Consider the following 17,523-nt stretch of genomic DNA (forward strand, 5'->3'; position numbering starts at 1 on the left):
CAAGCTGCTTTAGAGGTCGTGAGATGAGTAAAAACAGGTACCCCCGATTACTAGGCTTTTTGCCGCTGCTTGGCATGATGTTAATGCTGGGAGGCTGCAAGTGGTCCTTGCTCGACCCAAAAGGACAGGTCGGTCTGGATGAACGCAACCTGATCATCACTGCCACCCTGCTGATGTTGCTGGTCGTGGTCCCTGTGATCATCATGACCTTCGCCTTCGCCTGGAAATACCGCGCGTCGAACACCAAGGCGACTTACGCGCCGAAGTGGTCGCACTCCACCAAGATTGAAATCGCGGTGTGGCTGGTTCCGATCCTCATCATCATTGCCCTGGGTTATGTGACCTACAAGTCCACCCACGCGCTGGACCCGTACCGTCCGCTGGACTCCGAGGTCAAGCCGATCAATATCGAAGTGGTCGCGCTGGACTGGAAGTGGCTGTTCATCTACCCGGACCTGGGTATCGCCACCGTCAACAAGATCGTGTTCCCGGAACATACCCCGGTTAACTTCAAGATCACCTCCGACACTGTGATGAACTCGTTCTTCATCCCAGGCCTGGGTGGCCAGATCTACGCGATGGCCGGCATGCAGACCAAGCTGCACCTGATCGCCAACCAGAAAGCTGAAATGGACGGCATCTCCGCCAACTATAGCGGCGCAGGTTTCACCGGCATGAAATTCAAAGCGATCTCGACGAGCCAGGAAGAATTCGACGCCTGGGTAGCCGAAGTCAAGGCCGCACCTAAACAGCTTGATCAAGCTGAATACGAAGCCCTTGCCAAACCAAGCCAGAACAACCCAGTCGCGCTGTACTCCACTTACACGCCTGACCTGTTTCAGAAAGTCGTCGACAAGTACGAAGGCATGAAACCAGGCAAGCCGGTCAAGCACGAGAAGAAAGAAGTGGCTGCGGTTGAAGGTTCTGACACGGGCTCGCATTCAACTGCTGGGGCAGAGGAGTAAACGATGTTTGGTAAATTAAGTTGGGATGCGGTCCCGTTCCACGAGCCGATTGTGATGATTACCATCGCCATGATCGCGCTGGGTGGTCTGGCACTGGTTGGGGGTATCACTTACTTCAAGAAGTGGACCTACTTGTGGACTGAGTGGCTGACTTCGGTCGACCACAAGAAAATCGGTGTGATGTACATCGTCGTTGCCATGGTCATGCTGCTGCGTGGTTTTGCCGACGCCATCATGATGCGTACCCAGTTGGCCATGGCCACTGAGGGCGCGCCAGGCTACCTGCCGCCTGAACACTATGACCAGATCTTCACCGCTCACGGTGTGATCATGATCATCTTCATGGCGATGCCTTTCTTCACCGGCCTGATGAACCTTGCTGTGCCGCTGCAGATCGGTGCCCGCGACGTTGCCTACCCGTTCCTGAACTCCCTGAGCTTCTGGCTGCTGGTGTCTGGCGTGGTGCTGATCAACGTATCCCTGGGCGTCGGCGAATTCGCCAAGACCGGTTGGGTTGCGTATCCGCCATTGTCGGGCCTGAAATACAGTCCGGGCGTGGGTGTGGACTACTACATCTGGGCGCTACAGTTATCAGGGCTCGGGACGACGCTGACGGGGGTCAACTTCCTGGCCACCGTGCTGAAAATGCGCGCCCCTGGCATGAAGATGATGGACATGCCGATCTTCACCTGGACCTGCACCTGGGCCAACGTGCTGATCGTGGCTTCGTTCCCGATCCTCACCGCTACGCTGGCACTGCTGTCGCTTGACCGTTACCTGGATTTCCACATTTTCACCAACGAACTTGGTGGCAATCCAATGATGTACGTGAACCTGTTCTGGGCATGGGGTCACCCTGAGGTGTACATCCTGATCCTGCCAGCGTTCGGTATCTTCTCCGAAGTGATCTCGACCTTTACCGGCAAGCGCCTGTTCGGTCACCACTCGATGGTCTACGCCTCCGGTGCGATCTCGGTACTGGGCTTCATGGTGTGGCTGCACCACTTCTTCACCATGGGTTCGGGGGCCAGCGTCAACGCCTTCTTCGGCCTGGCGACGATGCTGATTTCGATCCCGACGGGGGTGAAGCTATTCAACTGGCTGTTCACCATCTACCACGGCCGTCTGCGTATGACCAGCCAGGTTGTGTGGACACTGGGCTTCATGGTGACCTTCGCCATCGGCGGTATGACCGGCGTACTGCTGGCCATCCCGGGTGCTGACTTCGTGCTGCACAACAGCTTGTTCGTGATCGCTCACTTCCACAACGTGATCATCGGCGGTGCGGTATTCGGTTACATCGCTGGTTTCAGCTTCTTCTTCCCGAAAGCGTTCGGCTTCAAGCTGCACGACGGTTGGGGCAAGGCTGCATTCTGGTTCTGGATCTCGGGCTTCTTCGTCGCGTTCATGCCGCTCTATGCACTGGGCTTCATGGGCATGACCCGTCGTCTGAACGCCACCACCAACCCTGAGTGGGTGCCGTACCTGTACGTCGCCATGATCGGTGCGGTGCTGATCGCGGTGGGTATCGCCTGCCAACTGATCCAGCTGTATGTCAGCGTGCGTGATCGCAAGCAGAACATGTGCGAATCGGGCGACCCATGGAACGGCCACACCCTGGAATGGTCGACTTCGTCGCCACCTCCGTTCTACAACTTCGCCGTGATTCCTACCGCGAACACCATCGATGCGTTCACCGAAGCCAAGGAAGACGGTACTGCGTACCAGCGGCCTAAGCACTACGAACCGATCCACATGCCAAACAACACCGCCACTGGCGTGGTGATGGGTGCGCTGTTGACCGTGTTCGGTTTCGCGATGATCTGGCACATCTGGTGGCTGGCAATCGTGAGCCTGGTGGGCACCATCGGCTACTTCATTGTCCACGCTGCACGTGATGATCAAGGCTACATGGTGCCGGTCGAAACGATCGAGCGCATCGAAGCCGAGCAGCACGCTCGCCTGGTGGCCGAGAAGAAGATCCCGGCCAACCGTGTAGAAACCTCGTTGGAACAGGCTTAAACCATGTCGAACTTAGTGACCAATGCTGGACACGCCCATGTCGATGACCATGGGCACGATGACCATCACCACGACTCGGGCCCGGTAACCGTCTACGGTTTCTGGCTCTACCTGATGACCGACTGCATCTTGTTTGCGTCGATCTTCGCGGTGTACGCGGTACTGGTAAACAACGTAGCGGGTGGCCCGGCGGGCCACGACATCTTCGAACTGCCTTACGTGCTCGGCGAAACCGCCTTGCTGTTGTTCAGTTCGATCACCTACGGCTTCGCCATGTTGTCCTTTTACAAGGGCAACAAGCAGGGCGTACTGACCTGGTTGGGCCTGACCTTCCTGTTCGGCCTGGGCTTCATCGGCATGGAGATCAACGAGTTCCACCTGCTGATCTCCGAAGGCTACGGCCCTAGCCGCAGCGGCTTCCTGTCGGCGTTCTTCACGCTGGTGGGGACCCACGGTCTGCACGTGACATCTGGCCTGATCTGGATGGCGATGATGATGTATCAGGTCAATAAACACGGCCTGACCAACACCAACAAGACTCGCCTGAACTGCCTGAGCCTGTTCTGGCACTTCCTGGATGTGGTCTGGATCTGCGTATTCACCGTCGTCTACTTGATGGGGACCCTGTAATGGCTAATGCACACTCCCATGACAGCCATGATGCGAGTCACGGCAGCGTAAAGACTTACGCTATCGGCTTCATCCTGTCGGTCATCCTGACCCTGATCCCGTTCGGCCTGGTGATGTACCCAACCTTGCCGAAGTCGATCACCTTGATGATCGTCCTGGCGTTCGCGGTGATTCAGGTCCTGGTTCACCTGGTGTACTTCCTGCACCTGGACCGCTCCGAGGCCCAGCGCGAGAACGTGATTGCGTTCGTGTTCGCAGGCCTGGTGATCGTTCTGCTGGTTGGTCTGTCGCTGTGGATCATGTTCAGCATCCACACCTACATGATGGCGAAGTGAGGTAAGACCCGATGTCGCTTAAGCACTTTATCCAAATCACCAAACCGGGGATCATTTTCGGTAACGTGCTTTCTGTGGCAGGCGGCTTCTTCCTGGCCTCCAAGGGACATGTCGATCTGGCCATCTTCCTGGCCGCCATGATCGGCACGTCCCTGGTGGTAGCTTCCGGTTGTGTGTTCAACAACTGCATCGACCGCGACATCGATATCAAGATGGAACGCACCAAGAATCGCGTGCTGGTCCAGGGCCTTATTTCCCTGAAACTGGCACTGCTGTTCGCGACCGTCCTGGGTGTTGCCGGCGTGGTGTTGTTGTACAAGGTGGCCAACCCGTTGGCGGCGCTGTTTGCCGTGATCGGCTTTGTCATCTACGTCGGCCTCTACAGCCTGTACCTCAAGCGCAAGTCGGTTCACGGCACGCTGGTGGGCAGTCTGTCGGGGGCGATGCCGCCGGTGATTGGTTATGTGGCTGTGACCAATAGCTTCGACATGGCCGCGCTGGTGCTGCTGGTGATGTTCAGCCTGTGGCAGATGCCGCATTCCTATGCCATCGCGATCTTCCGTTTCAACGACTACCTGGCTGCGTCGATTCCGGTTCTGCCGGTCAAGCGCGGCATCCAGGTGGCCAAGAAACACATCCTGCTGTACATCCTGGCCTTCCTCGTGGCGACCTTGATGTTGACCTTCAGTGGCTACGCCGGCATGAGCTACCTTGCCGTCGCCGCCGCCATGGGCATGTACTGGTTGTACATGGCCTGGACCGGCTACAAGGCGGTGGACGACACCGTCTGGGCACGCAAGCTGTTCGTGTTCTCGATCTTCACCATCACCGCGCTCAGCGTGATGATGTCCCTGGATTTCCAGGTGCCGAGAGAGCTGTTGCTGACCTACGCGCCCTGAGTGGTTCCAAGCAGTGAACAAGCCCCGCCTTCGTGAGAAGCGCGGGGCTTTTTCTTGGGCGCGGGATTAAATCGGCCGGTGCCTTTCTCGTCATACCTCACTGTACGAGCTGTGCGAATCCATTACCCGCGTACAAGGAGTTGTCACCATGGTCAGCGTTAGTCGTCGGTCCCTTCTCGCCTTGGGCGCGGCCTTGCCCTTGCTAGGGCGCCTGGACTGGGCAGTCGCCAGCCCACCGCCGGCAAAGGCTGAGAAGGTGCGGCTCAACTATAACGAAAGCCCCTACGGCCCCTCGGGCGCCGCCCGTGAGGCGATGCAGGACGCGATTGCCACGGCCGGGCGTTATCCCTACGGCCACATGTACGCTCTGGCCGCGTTGTTTGCCCGGCAGCAGGGGATTGCCGAAGCACAGGTGGCGGTGTTTTCCGGCTCCATGGCGGCGCTGCGCTACGCGGTGTTGGCGTTTACCGGCGAAAACCGCGGCCTGGTGATGGCCACGCCGTCCTACGAGGTGCCGCGCCAGGCGGCCGAGGCGAGCCGGGCGCCGGTGCAGGAAGTGAGCCTCACGGCCGAGCACGCCCACGACATCCCCGCGATGCTCGCCGCCGATCCCCAGGCGGGCATGCTCTACCTGTGCAACCCGAATAACCCCACCGGTACCCTGACGTCCACCGAGGCCATCCGCCACGCGCTGGCGAACAAACCCCAAGGCAGCGTGCTGGTGGTGGACGAGGCGTACATCGACTTCGCCGACGCTCCCAGCTGTGTCAGTTGGGTCAAGGAACACGACGACCTGCTGGTGTTGCGCACCTTCTCGAAAATCTACGGCATGGCCGGCGCGCGCGTGGGCCTGGCGATCGGCGCCCCGGCGTTGCTGGCACGCCTCGCGGTGTTCGGGGGCGATAACGTCCCTGCCGGCAGCGGCTTGCTCGGCGCGCAGGCCAGCCTCGAAGACGTCAAGCTGTTGCCGCAACGCAAGGCCCTGAACGCGCAACTGCGCGAGGAGACCGTCGCCTGGCTCAAGGCCCGTGGGTTCACCTGCACGCTGTCGCAGAGCAACTGCTTCATGATCGACGTGAAGCAACCGGCGGAGCAAGTGATCGAGAAACTGGCCGCGCAAGGTGTGATGATCGGCCGCGTATGGAAGAGTTGGCCGCAGTGGGTGCGGGTGACGGTGGGGAACAAGCACGAGATGGAGCGGTTTCGCGAGGTGTTTGCGGCGCAGGTCCAGCGCAGCGTTTAACCCAACACAAAACCAATGTGGGAGGGAGCAATCCCCCTCCTACATTGGGTTCTGCGGTACTACTGCTGCGCGATGCTGTACCCATCGAACGCGGTCTGCTGCTGCAACGCCGTGATCACGCTCTTGCGGCTCAACGGCTGTTCGGCGCCGGCGTTATCCACAAAGCTCTCGACTTCCAGCTCGGCGTCATCGCCTTCACCCACGAAGCTGAAACCCAGGAACTCGAACGCTTCACGGTCGACATTGAGCTTCGAGCGCGGCGTGCGCAGCGGCAGGGTGACGCTGATGCCATCCTTGCTGATCACAAACACTTCGGCGTCTTTCTTCGGCCGCGCGGCCTTGCCCTTGCCGGCGCTCGGGTTGCTGATGGCCTGGTGGGACTGGTTCAACACCTTGAGGGCCAGGCCGTAGACCAGCTCCTGAAACGCCGGGTCGTCCTTGAAGCTGGACAGGATGCGGCTGATCGAGAACTTGCTGCTCAGGTCTTCCAGGGCAATGTTGTCGGCGGCTTCGGCGTCCTTGAGCTGCTTGAGCTGGCCCATCAGGTCGTAGGCCTTGTCGTCGTCGAAGGCATCGTGGGCCTGGCGGATGGCCACGCGCAACTCGCGGATCTGGTCGCTTTCCTTGGAGGTGTGGAACGCGTCCAGCACCATCTCGCTGATGATCTTGGCCGCTGGCACATGCTGTGAAAGATTGATGGCGTTTTCGTATTCAGCTTTGGATTGCAAGGCGACTACGGATTCTTCGGCGGATTCAGCGGTGTAGGAATCGGGCATTGAAATTTCACTACTTCAGTAAACAGGGACAAAAAAGCGTCGGGCATTTTCGGCGGGGAGGGGGGGCAGGTCAAGGCAGCACAATGCCCTTATTGCGACGCAACGCGGCCAGCGCCCGCAAAACAGACCTACGGTCAACCCGAATGCCCAACAGGCTGCCGATCACCATGCCGCCCGCCCAGGCACCGCTCGACACTATCGATGGTGCCAGCGCCAGTGTGCTTCCCTGCAGAAAAGCGTCGGATGTTTTCAGGCGCGGACCAGGGCAGTCGGCTTCAACAGGTATTCCTCGTTAATAGTGATAACGACACATCAAGACCTGAGTCTCATCATCCTCTATGCCATAGACCAAGCGATGTTCGGCGGTGATTCGCCGAGACCAGAAGCCACTGAGGTTGTATTTGAGTGGTTCGGGGCCGTCTCTTCAAGGGCATTGAATTCCGATAGCGAGATCATCACCACGGGCTCACCTTTTTGCCGGGTGAGCAGCAACGGGATGTGATCGTCATTGACCCGATCCATTGTCTCGGAGAGATGGGCACGGGCATTGGTGTAGTTGATTGTTTCCATGGGTATGTCCTCGCTTGATGGTACGAAACGTCCAGAAATACGTACATGTGTTCAAGGGTTTCCTTATCAACGGTCAATGGGTGGCACCCTTACGGTTTGAGCCTGACCCACATCAAAACCCCGCAGCGCCAAACCCGTTACAACACAAAGGTCTGATGAACCCATAAAAACGACAACGGACCTGCGCCGAGGGGGCTTCCCCACGCGAGGTCATTAAAGGACTAATGCAATGGCGCTTTCTCTGTCACGCCTGGCCTTGCTGGGAGCGACGTTTGGTCTGACGCTACCCCTGCACGCCAATTCCGCCGATACCGCACTGATCGAACACGGCAAATATGTCGCGCAATTGGGCGACTGCATTGCCTGCCACACCGCCAAGCCAGGCAACGCGATGGCCGGCGGGCTGGAGCTGAGCACGCCGATGGGCACGATCTATTCGAGCAACATCACGCCGGACCGCGAGACCGGCATTGGCGCCTACAGCTTCGAACAGTTCGACCGGGTCATGCGTGAAGGTGTCACACCTGCGGGTATGAACCTGTACCCGGCGATGCCGTATCCGTCCTACGCCAAGATGAGCGAGGAGGACATGCGCGCCTTGTACGCCTACCTGATGCAAGGCGTGGAACCCGTGCGGCAGGCCAACCTCGAGGCGGACATGGGCTTCCCGTTCAACCAGCGCTGGGGCCTGGCCTTGTGGAACTTCGCCTTTCTCGACAAGCAAGCGTTCCAGCCCGACCCCGGCCGTGACGCGCAGCTCAACCGTGGCGCGTATCTGGTCCAGGGCCTGGGCCACTGCGGCTCCTGTCATACCCCGCGGGGCATCGCCTTCCAGGAAAAGGCCATGAGCGACGACGGGCGCGGCGGCCAGCATTACCTGGCCGGCGAAACCGTCGAGCATTGGCGCGCCCTGAGCCTGCGCAACCTGTGGACCGTGGAAGACACCGTGCAACTGCTCAAGACCGGGCAGAACCGCTTTGCCACCGTCGCCGGCAACATGGCCGATGTGATTCACCACAGCACCCAGCATTTCAGCGACGACGACCTGACCGCGATTGCCCGCTATCTGAAATCCCTGCCGCCCGGCCCGGACGATCTGCCGATGCCGTCGGTGGCCCGCGCACCGGCCGCGCCACCCGCCGACCTGTTCACCAGCCGTGGCGGCCTGGGTTATATGCAGTTCTGCAGCGACTGCCACCGCAGTGATGGCGCGGGGGTGAAAGGCTTGTTCCCGCCGTTGGCCGGCAACCCGAGCATCGTCTCGAACGACCCGACATCCCTGCTGCACATCACCCTCACCGGTTGGGAGACCGCACAAACGGCCACTCACCCACGGGTCTACACCATGCCCGGGTTTGCCCGGCTGGCGGACCAGGAGGTCGCCGAAATCCTCAGTTTCGTTCGCACGCGCTGGGGCAACCAGGGCACGTCGATCAGCGCCGCGCAGGTCAAGACATTGCGCGATCAGCTCAACCCGGCCACGACCGACTCCTCCACTTTCGAAACCCCGCGCCTGGCCGACCTGCTCGCGGCGCCGAACGCCGACCAGGTGGTGCGCGGCATGCGCCTGCACCTGCAAACCAAGGCATTGCTGCCCGACAACGTCGGCAACGCGCTCAATTGCACCAGTTGTCACCTCAACGCCGGCACCGTGGCGGACGGTTCGCCCTTCGTCGGCGTGTCGGCCTTCTTCCCCAGCTATGCACCGCGCGCGGGCAAGGTGGTGAGCCTGGAAGAACGCATCAACGGCTGCTTCCGGCGCTCGATGAACGGCAAACCGTTGCCGCCGCAATCGGCGGATATGCAGGCGATGGTTGCGTACTTCGACTGGATGAAGAACAACACCCGCCCCGAAGACAAGGTGGCCGGGCGCGGTGTAGGCAAGGTCGACCCGGCGATCAAACCGGACCTGGCCAATGGCAAGGTGGTCTACGCCAAGCAATGCGCGGTGTGCCATGGCGACAACGGTGAGGGCCTGGCGCGTGCCGACGGCGAGCGGGTGTACCCGCCGCTGTGGGGCGATCAGTCGTTCAATATCGGCGCCGGCATGGCACGCACCTACACGGCGGCGGCGTTCGTCAAACGCAACATGCCGATCGGCTTCCACGAGCAATTCCCGTTGGGCCAGGGCGGTTTGTCCGACCAGGAAGCGGTGGACGTCGCGGCGTATTTCTCGGGGCAACCTCGCCCGGACTTCCCGGACAAGGTCAAAGACTGGCCCAACGGCGGCAAGCCGGTGGATGCGCGTTACTAGTCCAGTTGCTTGAGGCACGCCTGGAGGATGTCCAGGCCTTCCTCCAACACCGCCGGCTCAATGGTCAGCGGTGCCAGTAAGCGGACGATGTGCCGCGACTTGCCGCTGGGCATCAGCAGCAAGCCGGCGTCCCGCGCCAAGCTCAGCAACTGGCTCAGTTGCTGGGGCGCGGGCGTGCCGTCGGCGTGGGCCAACTCGATGCCACGCATGGCGCCGACGCCGGTCAGTCGGCCCAGGTAAGGCGACAGGCGTTGCGCGCGCCAGGTTTCGTAGCGGCGCAGGATGGCCTCTTCCTGTCGCGTGCCCCAGGCCTGCAACTGTGCATCCGTCATCACCTCCAGGGTGGCCAACGCCGCCGCGCAGGCGATGGGATTGCCCGAATATGTGCCGCCCAGCCCGCCTTTGGGCAGGTTGTCGAGTAACGCCTTGCGCCCCACCACAGCACCCAACGGCACACCGCCGGCGATGCTTTTGCCGAGCAGGATCAAGTCCGGCGTTATGCCCAGGCGCGAGAAGGCAAAACGTTGCCCGGTGCGGCCGAAACCGGACTGGATTTCATCGACGATCAGCAGGATGTTTTTCTCATCGCAGAAGCGGCGAAGGGCCTGGGCGAACGCGATATCCAGCGCGAGGAAGCCGCCTTCACCCTGCACCGGCTCAATGATGAAGCAGGCTACATCGTCGACGTCGATTTCCACGCTGAACAAGCGGTCCATAGCCTTCAGCGCTTCGGCGCAGGTCACGCCGTTATCGGCGCTGGGGTAGGGCAGGTGATACACCGGGCCCGGCAGGACACCGACTTTTTGCTTGTAGGGCGCGACCTTGCCATTCAGGTTGAGGGTGGCGAGGGTGCGGCCGTGGAAGGCGCCGTCGAAGGCGATCACCGCGGTGCGGCCGGTGGCGCCGCGCACGATCTTCAGGGCGTTTTCCGCGGCTTCCGCACCGCTGTTGGTGAGCATCCCGCTGACCGGGTAGTCCACCGGGATAAATGCACTCAGACGATCCATCAGCTCGATGTAAGGCCTGTGCGGAGCGGCGTTGAAGGCGTAGTGGGTCAGTTGGGTCGCCTGCTGGCGAATCGCCTCGACCACCGCCGGGTGGCAGTGCCCGAGGTTGAGCACGCCGATGCCGCCGACAAAATCGATGTAGCGTTTGCCCGCGGTGTCCCAGACTTCGGCGTTCTTGCCGTGGCTGAGGCTGATGGGGTGGACGATGGAAATCGACTGGCTGATGGTTTCGCGGCTCATGAATCTCGGACTCGGCAATGGCGGGCGTCTTTTTATCTAAGCCGTGAGCCGGGCCGGGCCGCAAACGAAATAAAGTCGCCGGGTCATTCCAAATCGGAAGGAGCGCTTGCCAAGCAGCCGTTCGGGGCCACAAACCCGTGCGTTCATTCCGAGACGATGTCCTTCCCCGCCGCCTTGGAGCGATACAACGCCTGATCGGCCCGCGCCATCAGGGCGTCGGGGCCTTCACCCGCATGACGCTCCACCACCCCCAGGCTCAGGGTGATTTTGAAGTCGCCCACGGTGGGGACTTCGCTCATGCTTTGGCGAATGCGCTCGGCCAGGTTTTTTGCGCTCTCCAGGGTGCTTTTGGGCAGCACCACCACGAACTCATCGCCACCCCAGCGCGCGAGCAAGTCACCGGGGCGCACGCAGGCCTCCAGGCTCTCCACGACGCTCATCAGGGTCTGGTCGCCGACGCCGTGGCCGTGTCGATCATTGATCGGCTTGAAGTCATCGATATCCATGGCGACCAGGGCCAACGGCAGGCGAAAGCGTTGGGCGCGCTCACATTCTTCCAGCAGCACTTTCTCCAGGCGATAACGGTTGGCCACGCGGGTCAGGGCGTCACGCTCGGCCAGGGAGCGGTTCTCGTCCAGTTGCAACTGCAGTTGCTGGTTGACCCGCGACAACTCGCGTGTGCGTTCGGCAACCAAGGCTTCAAGGGATTGGTTGCGTCGTTCGAGCTGTTCGATCGCGCACTTGCGCGTATTGATGTCGCGATGGGCGCCGACCATGCGCGCTACCGAGCCGTCGAGGTTACGCGCAACCACATAGCCGCGGTCTTCGATCCACAGGTAGCTGCCGTCTTTTTTGCGGCAACGGTATTCGGTTTGGTAATAGGGCGAGCGACGGTTGATGTAGTCATCGAACACCGTCATCACGCGGGAGTAGTCGTCGGGGTGGATGATATTCTCCCAGGTGAACACGCTGTTCTCCAGGGAGTGGCGGGGGGAACCGAGCATTTCGTACCAGCCCGGGTTGCGGTAAACGAACCCCGTATTCGCGTTCCAGTCCCAGACCCCGTCGCTGACCAGTTCCATGACGGCATGCAACATGTCCGCATTGAGGTCAGTTGACGGTTTGTTGCCGGATGTATCGTCCATGTGCGCGCTTCCTGCGTGGGCCCCAAGGCCGGTCAAATTGACGCCGATACTCCGTGGCTGGCGCTACTGTACAACGGGGCTTGCACGCTTTGAATAGAGCGACTGTGCGGTTGTCGAGGTGTGGCGATGGGCCATTATTTCGGCGCCCGCATCCTCGTCGGTGCCTTCCCGTTGGCGTTGTGCTGGTAAATGGCCTCGGGCTGGCCTTGCTCGTTGAAAAATACCTGGCCGATCCCCGCCGAGTTCCACAAGCGTTCACCGGCTTCGGCGTGTTCCGGGATATGCGGCACCACCTGCATGGTGCGGCGGCGGGTGAACCAGTTGAGTGGGGAGCGCGGCGAGTAGAGCCAGCGGTTGAGGCGGTCGAACCATTCCAGCAGGCGCGGCGGGAATTCGTTCTTGATGCCGCTGCTGGTGATCTGCCAGAGCTTGGGGCCGGCGTTGCGATGGCGGATCAGCACTTCGTAGACGAACGAGTAATGCACGTCGCCCGAGAGGATGACGTAGTTACCCGGTGTGCGGGAGTGGCGGAAGATATTCAGGATCACCTGGGCGGCGCCGCGATGCGCCATCCAGTTTTCGGCGTCGACCAGCAGCGGGTAGCCGCACCAACTGAACACTTTTTGCACGGTCTCGATCAGCTTGACGCCAAAGATCGGCGCGGGGGAGACGATGATTGCCGACGGGTGGTCCAGCAGCGCTTGTTGCAGTTCGCTCAAGGCTTCCCAGTCCAGCAGGCCGGACGGTTGCTTGAGGTTGAATTCGCTGCGCCAGCGGCGGGTGCGGGTGTCGAGCACCACCAGCGCAGGGGTGGTCGGCAGCACGTAATGCCACTGTTGGAAGGCCAGCAGCGTGTCGAGCAGTTGATCCTGCGCACTCGCGTTCAGGTGGTTGTGCTGTGCCTGGGCGACAAGCGCCTGGGTCTGGTTGATCAGCGGGCCAAATACCTGCGGCTGGTTGCCCCAGCCTTGGCACAGCAGGTAAGCCAGCAGCGCGTTACCGATGATGCGTTTGGAGAACGGATGGCCGTAGGCGGTTTCTTCCCACTGCGCGCTGAGGTTCCAGTCGTCGGTGATGTCGTGATCGTCGAAGATCATCAGCGTGGACAGATGGGCAAACACCCGCGCGACGCCGGGCAGGCCGTTGCGGAAGCGATCGATCTGCACCTGTTCGCGGGCATAACGCTGTTGCGCGTCGGCGTTCAGTTGCGGCGGCTGTGGCGCGATCAGCGTCCAGGGAGTGGGGGACCAGACCAACAAATACATGGCCATCACTTCGGCGAAGGTCACCAGATGATTGTCGGCGGTGCTGCTGGTGAAAATCGGCTTCTTCACGCCGCCGAAAAAACGCTCGCGCAAGGTCTCGTTGCTGTCCAGCGCGGGGAGCAGTTCGGCCCGCTGGTAATAACTGGCGTGATGCCCGTAGAGGCTGGTGCTGTCGTCCACCACGGCGCCTTCCAGGTATTCGTCGAACAGCCCCAGGCGCGCGATCAGCCCATGAATCGCCCGCAGCATCGGCCCGGCGACATCGTCGGCGTACACCTGGTCGCCGCTCATCATCAACAATGCCGGGCGTTGGGCCGCGGTCTGGGCGTCGGCCAGCAGGCGATCGACGCACAGCAAGCCCTCGTCCGCCGGGTGATGGGGCTTGCGGCAGGAGCCGTGGACCAGTTGATGAATACGGCTATGCAGCACGAAACTCGGCGATTGCGCGTCGCAATAGAGCAGGTGCGCTGCCCAGTGGGCGATGCCGCGCCCGTCGATCAGCAGGTCGTAGCCGATCAGCGCGTCCTGGGGCAGGGCCTCGTCCAACGGGATGTCGATCAAGTGGATAAAGGCCTGGCGCCCCACCGGCACGATTTGGCACTGGCCTTGGTCCAGCACGATGTCGCGGCTCTGTCCGGCGACGTGCAGCCTGAGGGTCAAAGGCAGTTGCCGCGTCCCCACCAGCCACATTACCAGGCGCAGGGGTTCAAGGCGCCGCAGCAGCGGGCCGGCGAGGACGTCGGGCAGGGTGCCGGCGTGAGGCATAGGGTTGAAAGCTCCGCGCAGGATGATCACGAAGGTTAACCCGGCGGATGTCAGTATTGTGTTAAGGCCGGGCGGATCGAAAGGAGGAAGAGGCTGCAGGTCGGCAGCCTCTGGTCGGGCGCCTCAGATGATGTTTCCCCGACCCAGGCTGTCCAGCCCGCTCACGGCGCGGTCTTTTTTAGGCGACTGCTCGCCATTGACGTCAATGGCCGCTCCCTGAGGGGGCGTTTTTGAGGGGGAGTGGTGGTCTACCTGTGTGTTCAAGTAGGTCGGCAGAAACGAATTTTCGAAGTTCAGATGGCTGTAGAAAATATTCATCACGGTTTCCTCTGTAAGTTCGGTTCGCGGCGAACACTGTCGACGCGAACCGAACTTACAGCGGGTAAGAAGGCAGTCGCTATAAACCTATTGAGTCAAAACGAGACTACTCAGGAGTGGGAATCGTCATTCACCGTGGGCACCGTAAATCGAAGCCCACTGCCAGCCCGTCGTGACGTTGAGCAAAGCGATATCGCGAAGCTATCAATGCATCGACGCGCCCTGCCGGGTCAGTGCGGTTTGCACGCATTCGAGCAGATGTTCGGTGCTCCACGGCTTGGGCAGGAAGCGTACCGATCCCCCCAGCTGCGCCGCCAGCCCGGTGTTGCCGGACGTCAGCAGCACCGGCACCGACGGCCAGCGATGGGCCACCACGCGACTCAGGTCATAGCCGTTGAGTAAACCAGGCATCTGGATATCACTCACAATCAGGTCCACCGGGTCATCGGCCCGCTCCAGGTAGATCATGCCTTCATCCGCCGAAGGAAACGAGGTGACATGTGCGCCGAAATCCTCCAGCACGTCCACCATTAACGTGCGAATGATTTCGTCGTCTTCCAGCACTAAAATCGATGGCTGAGCCATGATCCTTACTCCACCATCAGGGTTCAGTAGGGTGGAGTGGGGCGGAGCGGATTAGGTTCGATCCGATATGCGCTGAGCGATGGATGGTCGTTTTGCGCGTCTAGGTTGCGCATTTGCCGGGTGCTGCTGCACGATACGGGCGCTTTTCCACCCACTCCCGGTCCGCTTGCTTGAGGCCGAATTGCGACGACGGGGTTACCGCCGCTGCCGCAGTTACTGGCTATGCGGTCTCGGCGGCCTGGTACTGGGGCTGATCACCGGCCTGTGCGGCCGCAAAGCAATTGTTGCCACCACGGTTGCGGTCGAGAGTGTGGTCCTCAGGCACCTGGCCCATCAACTCCACACATTGCGTGACATCGACCCGCTGGCCGTGGCCGCGATTGCCTCGATCGTCGAGGAGGAACAGCACCACCATGATCACTCTGCCGCGCAGATCGAGCGGGACGACCCGTGGTTCAGGGCGCTGGCGCCGGTGGTGACAGCGTGGACCGAAGCGGTGATCTGGATGGGCATGCGTTCCTGACAAACCGGCATAATTACCCGTATCACCCGATGTGGAGCCCTTATGAAATACCGCGCGTTACTGACCTTCGTCCTGATCCTCAACACCGGCGCAGCCTTCGCCGCCGGCGATGCCGAAGCGGGTGGCAAGCTCTTCGCCAAAACCTGCGGCGGCTGCCATAGCATCGGCGAGGGCGCGCGCGGCGGCTTTGGCCCCGAACTCAACGGCATCATCGGCAGGTCAGCCGGCACCACTCCCGACTATCAGTATTCAGATGCGATGAAAAACTCCGGGGTGGTCTGGACCCGGGAAAAACTCGCGGCCTATATCGAGGCGCCGAAGAAGGTGGTGAGCGGCACGCGCATGATCTTCTGGGGTATCAGCGATCAGGAAAAGATCGACAACATCCTGGCCTACCTGGCGACGTTTCAACCTGAGTGATCGCCTGACCCCATGTGGGAGTTGTCGAGCCCCGGCGAGGCTGCGATGGGATCACCGCGTGACACCTGCCAGACCGCAGCGCCTGCATCGCAGCCTCGCTGGGGCTCGACAACTCCCACATAAAACCTGCGTCGTTCTGAAGCCCTTACACCGATAAGGACATCCCCTCAAATGTGGGCGCGGTGCATCAGCCCCGCCCCAAATACCTGCAATACCAAACCACCCCACCCACAACCGCCCCCACAACAGTGACCCCGTTCCCCACCAACCAAATCCCAAAATTCCGAGTCTGCTCCGCATCCCCTTCATAAAACGGCCCAAAGTACGCCGCCACCGCCATCACCACACCGTTAAACACCCCAACAGCGACGGCAACCACCAAAAACACGAACACGACAGCCTTGCATACCTTCATATAACCCTCCAAAACCATATTTCCCTGGAGTCGTGATAATCCGAGAACGTCCCTTCGATCGAGAACCCCAACTGAATTCGTGGGTAGCTCAGCCAATCCGTTAATCGCCGTCCATTCCATAAATCAATGTGGTCACCACTGCGATTGCCAAACGTCTCATTCCTCCTGCGCCAAAAATCTTTGAAGAAGATGATGCCTTGCTGCCCGACCAACATATCCTCAAAGTCTTCAGGCTTTACCTTCTTTACGGGCTGTATACCAGGGATATTGGCGCTGCTTAATGCCTTGGCCATTTCCTCTGCGGCCAGTACGTGACCTTCACTTTTGGGGTGCTGCCAACAATAGCGCACCCCCCTTAATCTGCTTAGGTCGGCACCAGATCTGCGCAATGCCACGCCTAGATTGATCGCGCATTGATCGCTGAAATTTTTCGCGCCGTTGGTTCGGCACGGGGCGGCGTCTCCGAAGATTTCCGGATGGTTTTTCCATAGCGTATAGAACGTCAGCATTCAGCATTTCCGTTGCGTTTTTTCGCGACCATAGCAAACGCTCTGCTGCTTAAGAGGGGGATCAGATAAAATCAGAACGGTCCTACTTGCCTGTCAGTTTTGATTGCAGGGTATAACTCACATGGTCCGTATCCATTGAATCAGCCGCGCATGCAGTAATAAGAGACCTTGGAACGCCAAGGTCTTTTTCTGCCCGCTGATCACGCCAGCAGGTGCTTGGAAATGATCCGCGAGATTTCAACAATCGAAGTCTTCCCCGTGAACTCGAATTTCACTTTCCCCAGTGACGAAAAGTAAATCTCCAACTCCGAATCCAGATCGAACGTCCCGGAGGTTTCCACCGAATACGCCACGATGTTTTTGTACGGCAGCGAGGTGAAGTCCTTCTTGCTGCCGGTAATCCCCTGCACGTTCACCGCGATGATGCGCTTGGTGGTGAAGACCACGCCGTCGCGCATGGCTTTGTAGGCATCGATCACTTCTTCGCCGTCCAGCAGCAGGGCGGCGACGCGTTCGGCGTATTCGTTGTTTTGCTTGAGTTTGAAGAAGCCTTTGTTGTTGAAGTCGATCATGTGCCTGTCCTGGGTGAGTGAGTCGGTAATCGTCAGCCGGTGTATGACGTTTTGCTCGTGGATCT

Annotated in this window: 19 protein-coding genes; 9 read left to right on the forward strand and 10 right to left on the reverse strand. The window is 60.3% G+C overall.

Annotated features, from left to right (window positions below; genetic code table 11):
• The first annotated feature begins 23 nt into the window (after positions 1–23).
• The 6 genes from cyoA (at position 24) to NR164_RS13755 (ending at position 6,094) form a co-directional block, all read left to right on the forward strand.
• Positions 24–965: a ubiquinol oxidase subunit II gene (gene cyoA / locus NR164_RS13730; protein WP_026139992.1), complete on the forward strand. Its 942-nt coding sequence runs from the start codon at positions 24–26 to the stop codon at positions 963–965.
• 3 nt (positions 966–968) lie between these two features.
• Entirely contained in the window at positions 969–2,987 is a 2,019-nt protein-coding gene (gene cyoB / locus NR164_RS13735) for a cytochrome o ubiquinol oxidase subunit I (protein ID WP_046382107.1), read from the forward strand.
• A 3-nt stretch (positions 2,988–2,990) separates the two neighbouring features.
• Positions 2,991–3,617, forward strand: a complete 627-nt coding sequence (locus tag NR164_RS13740) for a cytochrome o ubiquinol oxidase subunit III (protein WP_017846724.1) — start codon at positions 2,991–2,993, stop codon at positions 3,615–3,617.
• Positions 3,617–3,952, forward strand: a complete 336-nt coding sequence (cyoD, locus tag NR164_RS13745; protein WP_017846725.1) for a cytochrome o ubiquinol oxidase subunit IV — start codon at positions 3,617–3,619, stop codon at positions 3,950–3,952. The genes NR164_RS13740 and cyoD overlap by 1 nt, the downstream gene beginning before the upstream one ends.
• A gap of 11 nt (positions 3,953–3,963) precedes the next feature.
• Positions 3,964–4,851, forward strand: a complete 888-nt coding sequence (gene cyoE, locus NR164_RS13750) for a heme o synthase (protein WP_017846726.1) — start codon at positions 3,964–3,966, stop codon at positions 4,849–4,851.
• A gap of 148 nt (positions 4,852–4,999) precedes the next feature.
• A complete protein-coding gene (locus tag NR164_RS13755; protein ID WP_256822856.1) occupies positions 5,000–6,094 on the forward strand; it encodes a pyridoxal phosphate-dependent aminotransferase in 1,095 nt (364 codons plus the stop codon).
• A 59-nt stretch (positions 6,095–6,153) separates the two neighbouring features.
• Here the strand turns inward: NR164_RS13755 and NR164_RS13760 are convergent, their stop codons facing one another.
• From NR164_RS13760 to NR164_RS13770, 3 genes are all read right to left on the reverse strand, one after another.
• The gene (locus NR164_RS13760) at positions 6,154–6,870 is read right to left on the reverse strand and encodes a hypothetical protein (RefSeq protein ID WP_046382109.1); all 717 of its coding nucleotides are present in this window, start codon (positions 6,868–6,870) and stop codon (positions 6,154–6,156) included.
• A 292-nt stretch (positions 6,871–7,162) separates the two neighbouring features.
• On the reverse strand, positions 7,163–7,240 hold the full coding sequence (locus NR164_RS13765; RefSeq protein WP_141123716.1) for a type II toxin-antitoxin system YoeB family toxin: 78 nt from the start codon (positions 7,238–7,240) through the stop codon (positions 7,163–7,165).
• Complete coding sequence (locus NR164_RS13770; RefSeq protein ID WP_227778728.1) at positions 7,207–7,440, reverse strand: type II toxin-antitoxin system Phd/YefM family antitoxin; 234 nt, start codon at positions 7,438–7,440, stop codon at positions 7,207–7,209. Before NR164_RS13770 ends, NR164_RS13765 begins: the two co-directional genes overlap by 34 nt.
• A 229-nt stretch (positions 7,441–7,669) precedes the next feature.
• Here NR164_RS13770 and NR164_RS13775 point away from each other — a divergent pair, with 229 nt between their 5' ends.
• The gene (locus NR164_RS13775; RefSeq protein WP_126588800.1) at positions 7,670–9,694 is read left to right on the forward strand and encodes a c-type cytochrome; all 2,025 of its coding nucleotides are present in this window, start codon (positions 7,670–7,672) and stop codon (positions 9,692–9,694) included.
• Here NR164_RS13775 and NR164_RS13780 read toward each other — a convergent pair.
• The 5 genes from NR164_RS13780 to NR164_RS13800 form a co-directional block, all read right to left on the reverse strand.
• A complete protein-coding gene (locus tag NR164_RS13780) occupies positions 9,691–10,941 on the reverse strand; it encodes an aspartate aminotransferase family protein (RefSeq protein WP_046382111.1) in 1,251 nt (416 codons plus the stop codon). The two genes, NR164_RS13775 and NR164_RS13780, sit on opposite strands and share 4 nt — an antisense overlap.
• A gap of 143 nt (positions 10,942–11,084) precedes the next feature.
• The gene (locus tag NR164_RS13785; protein ID WP_256822857.1) at positions 11,085–12,086 is read right to left on the reverse strand and encodes a diguanylate cyclase domain-containing protein; all 1,002 of its coding nucleotides are present in this window, start codon (positions 12,084–12,086) and stop codon (positions 11,085–11,087) included.
• 134 nt (positions 12,087–12,220) lie between these two features.
• A complete protein-coding gene (locus NR164_RS13790; RefSeq protein ID WP_256822858.1) occupies positions 12,221–14,116 on the reverse strand; it encodes an alkaline phosphatase D family protein in 1,896 nt (631 codons plus the stop codon).
• A gap of 123 nt (positions 14,117–14,239) precedes the next feature.
• Positions 14,240–14,434, reverse strand: a complete 195-nt coding sequence (locus NR164_RS13795) for a hypothetical protein (protein ID WP_046382114.1) — start codon at positions 14,432–14,434, stop codon at positions 14,240–14,242.
• Between the two features lie 204 nt (positions 14,435–14,638).
• Positions 14,639–15,019, reverse strand: coding sequence for a response regulator (locus NR164_RS13800; RefSeq protein ID WP_046382115.1), 381 nt, complete (start codon positions 15,017–15,019; stop codon positions 14,639–14,641).
• Between the two features lie 181 nt (positions 15,020–15,200).
• Here NR164_RS13800 and NR164_RS13805 point away from each other — a divergent pair, with 181 nt between their 5' ends.
• Together NR164_RS13805 and NR164_RS13810 are read left to right on the forward strand one after the other, a co-directional pair.
• Positions 15,201–15,542 (forward strand): demethoxyubiquinone hydroxylase family protein, encoded by a 342-nt coding sequence (locus NR164_RS13805; protein WP_231589867.1) that lies wholly within the window; start codon positions 15,201–15,203, stop codon positions 15,540–15,542.
• Positions 15,543–15,584: 42 nt separating this feature from the next.
• The gene (locus tag NR164_RS13810) at positions 15,585–15,962 is read left to right on the forward strand and encodes a cytochrome c family protein (protein WP_201021521.1); all 378 of its coding nucleotides are present in this window, start codon (positions 15,585–15,587) and stop codon (positions 15,960–15,962) included.
• A 411-nt stretch (positions 15,963–16,373) separates the two neighbouring features.
• Here NR164_RS13810 and NR164_RS13820 read toward each other — a convergent pair whose 3' ends face one another.
• Both NR164_RS13820 and NR164_RS13825 read right to left on the reverse strand, forming a co-directional pair.
• On the reverse strand, positions 16,374–16,886 hold the full coding sequence (locus tag NR164_RS13820) for a type VI secretion system amidase effector protein Tae4 (RefSeq protein ID WP_079444668.1): 513 nt from the start codon (positions 16,884–16,886) through the stop codon (positions 16,374–16,376).
• 200 nt (positions 16,887–17,086) lie between these two features.
• Positions 17,087–17,458 carry a PH domain-containing protein gene (locus NR164_RS13825; protein WP_017846739.1) on the reverse strand — a complete coding sequence of 124 codons (372 nt, stop codon included), beginning with the start codon at positions 17,456–17,458 and terminating at the stop codon, positions 17,087–17,089.
• Between the last annotated feature and the right edge of the window lie 65 nt (positions 17,459–17,523).

The sequence above is a fragment of the Pseudomonas sp. Pse79 genome, assembly GCF_024519615.1.
Lineage (GTDB): Bacteria > Pseudomonadota > Gammaproteobacteria > Pseudomonadales > Pseudomonadaceae > Aquipseudomonas > Aquipseudomonas veronii.

What these genes read in the sequence shown, in the direction of transcription:
- NR164_RS13800 (WP_046382115.1), bottom strand. Translation starts at nt 15,019, where the DNA reads ATGGCTCAGCCATCGATTTTAGTGCTGGAAGACGACGAAATCATTCGC.
- cyoD (WP_017846725.1), top strand. Translation starts at nt 3,617, where the DNA reads ATGGCTAATGCACACTCCCATGACAGCCATGATGCGAGTCACGGCAGC.
- NR164_RS13785 (WP_256822857.1), bottom strand. Translation starts at nt 12,086, where the DNA reads ATGGACGATACATCCGGCAACAAACCGTCAACTGACCTCAATGCGGAC.
- NR164_RS13760 (WP_046382109.1), bottom strand. Translation starts at nt 6,870, where the DNA reads ATGCCCGATTCCTACACCGCTGAATCCGCCGAAGAATCCGTAGTCGCC.
- NR164_RS13795 (WP_046382114.1), bottom strand. Translation starts at nt 14,434, where the DNA reads ATGAATATTTTCTACAGCCATCTGAACTTCGAAAATTCGTTTCTGCCG.
- NR164_RS13820 (WP_079444668.1), bottom strand. Translation starts at nt 16,886, where the DNA reads ATGCTGACGTTCTATACGCTATGGAAAAACCATCCGGAAATCTTCGGA.
- NR164_RS13810 (WP_201021521.1), top strand. Translation starts at nt 15,585, where the DNA reads ATGAAATACCGCGCGTTACTGACCTTCGTCCTGATCCTCAACACCGGC.
- NR164_RS13825 (WP_017846739.1), bottom strand. Translation starts at nt 17,458, where the DNA reads ATGATCGACTTCAACAACAAAGGCTTCTTCAAACTCAAGCAAAACAAC.
- NR164_RS13780 (WP_046382111.1), bottom strand. Translation starts at nt 10,941, where the DNA reads ATGAGCCGCGAAACCATCAGCCAGTCGATTTCCATCGTCCACCCCATC.
- NR164_RS13790 (WP_256822858.1), bottom strand. Translation starts at nt 14,116, where the DNA reads ATGCCTCACGCCGGCACCCTGCCCGACGTCCTCGCCGGCCCGCTGCTG.
- cyoB (WP_046382107.1), top strand. Translation starts at nt 969, where the DNA reads ATGTTTGGTAAATTAAGTTGGGATGCGGTCCCGTTCCACGAGCCGATT.
- NR164_RS13770 (WP_227778728.1), bottom strand. Translation starts at nt 7,440, where the DNA reads ATGGAAACAATCAACTACACCAATGCCCGTGCCCATCTCTCCGAGACA.
- cyoE (WP_017846726.1), top strand. Translation starts at nt 3,964, where the DNA reads ATGTCGCTTAAGCACTTTATCCAAATCACCAAACCGGGGATCATTTTC.
- NR164_RS13775 (WP_126588800.1), top strand. Translation starts at nt 7,670, where the DNA reads ATGGCGCTTTCTCTGTCACGCCTGGCCTTGCTGGGAGCGACGTTTGGT.
- NR164_RS13740 (WP_017846724.1), top strand. Translation starts at nt 2,991, where the DNA reads ATGTCGAACTTAGTGACCAATGCTGGACACGCCCATGTCGATGACCAT.
- NR164_RS13755 (WP_256822856.1), top strand. Translation starts at nt 5,000, where the DNA reads ATGGTCAGCGTTAGTCGTCGGTCCCTTCTCGCCTTGGGCGCGGCCTTG.
- cyoA (WP_026139992.1), top strand. Translation starts at nt 24, where the DNA reads ATGAGTAAAAACAGGTACCCCCGATTACTAGGCTTTTTGCCGCTGCTT.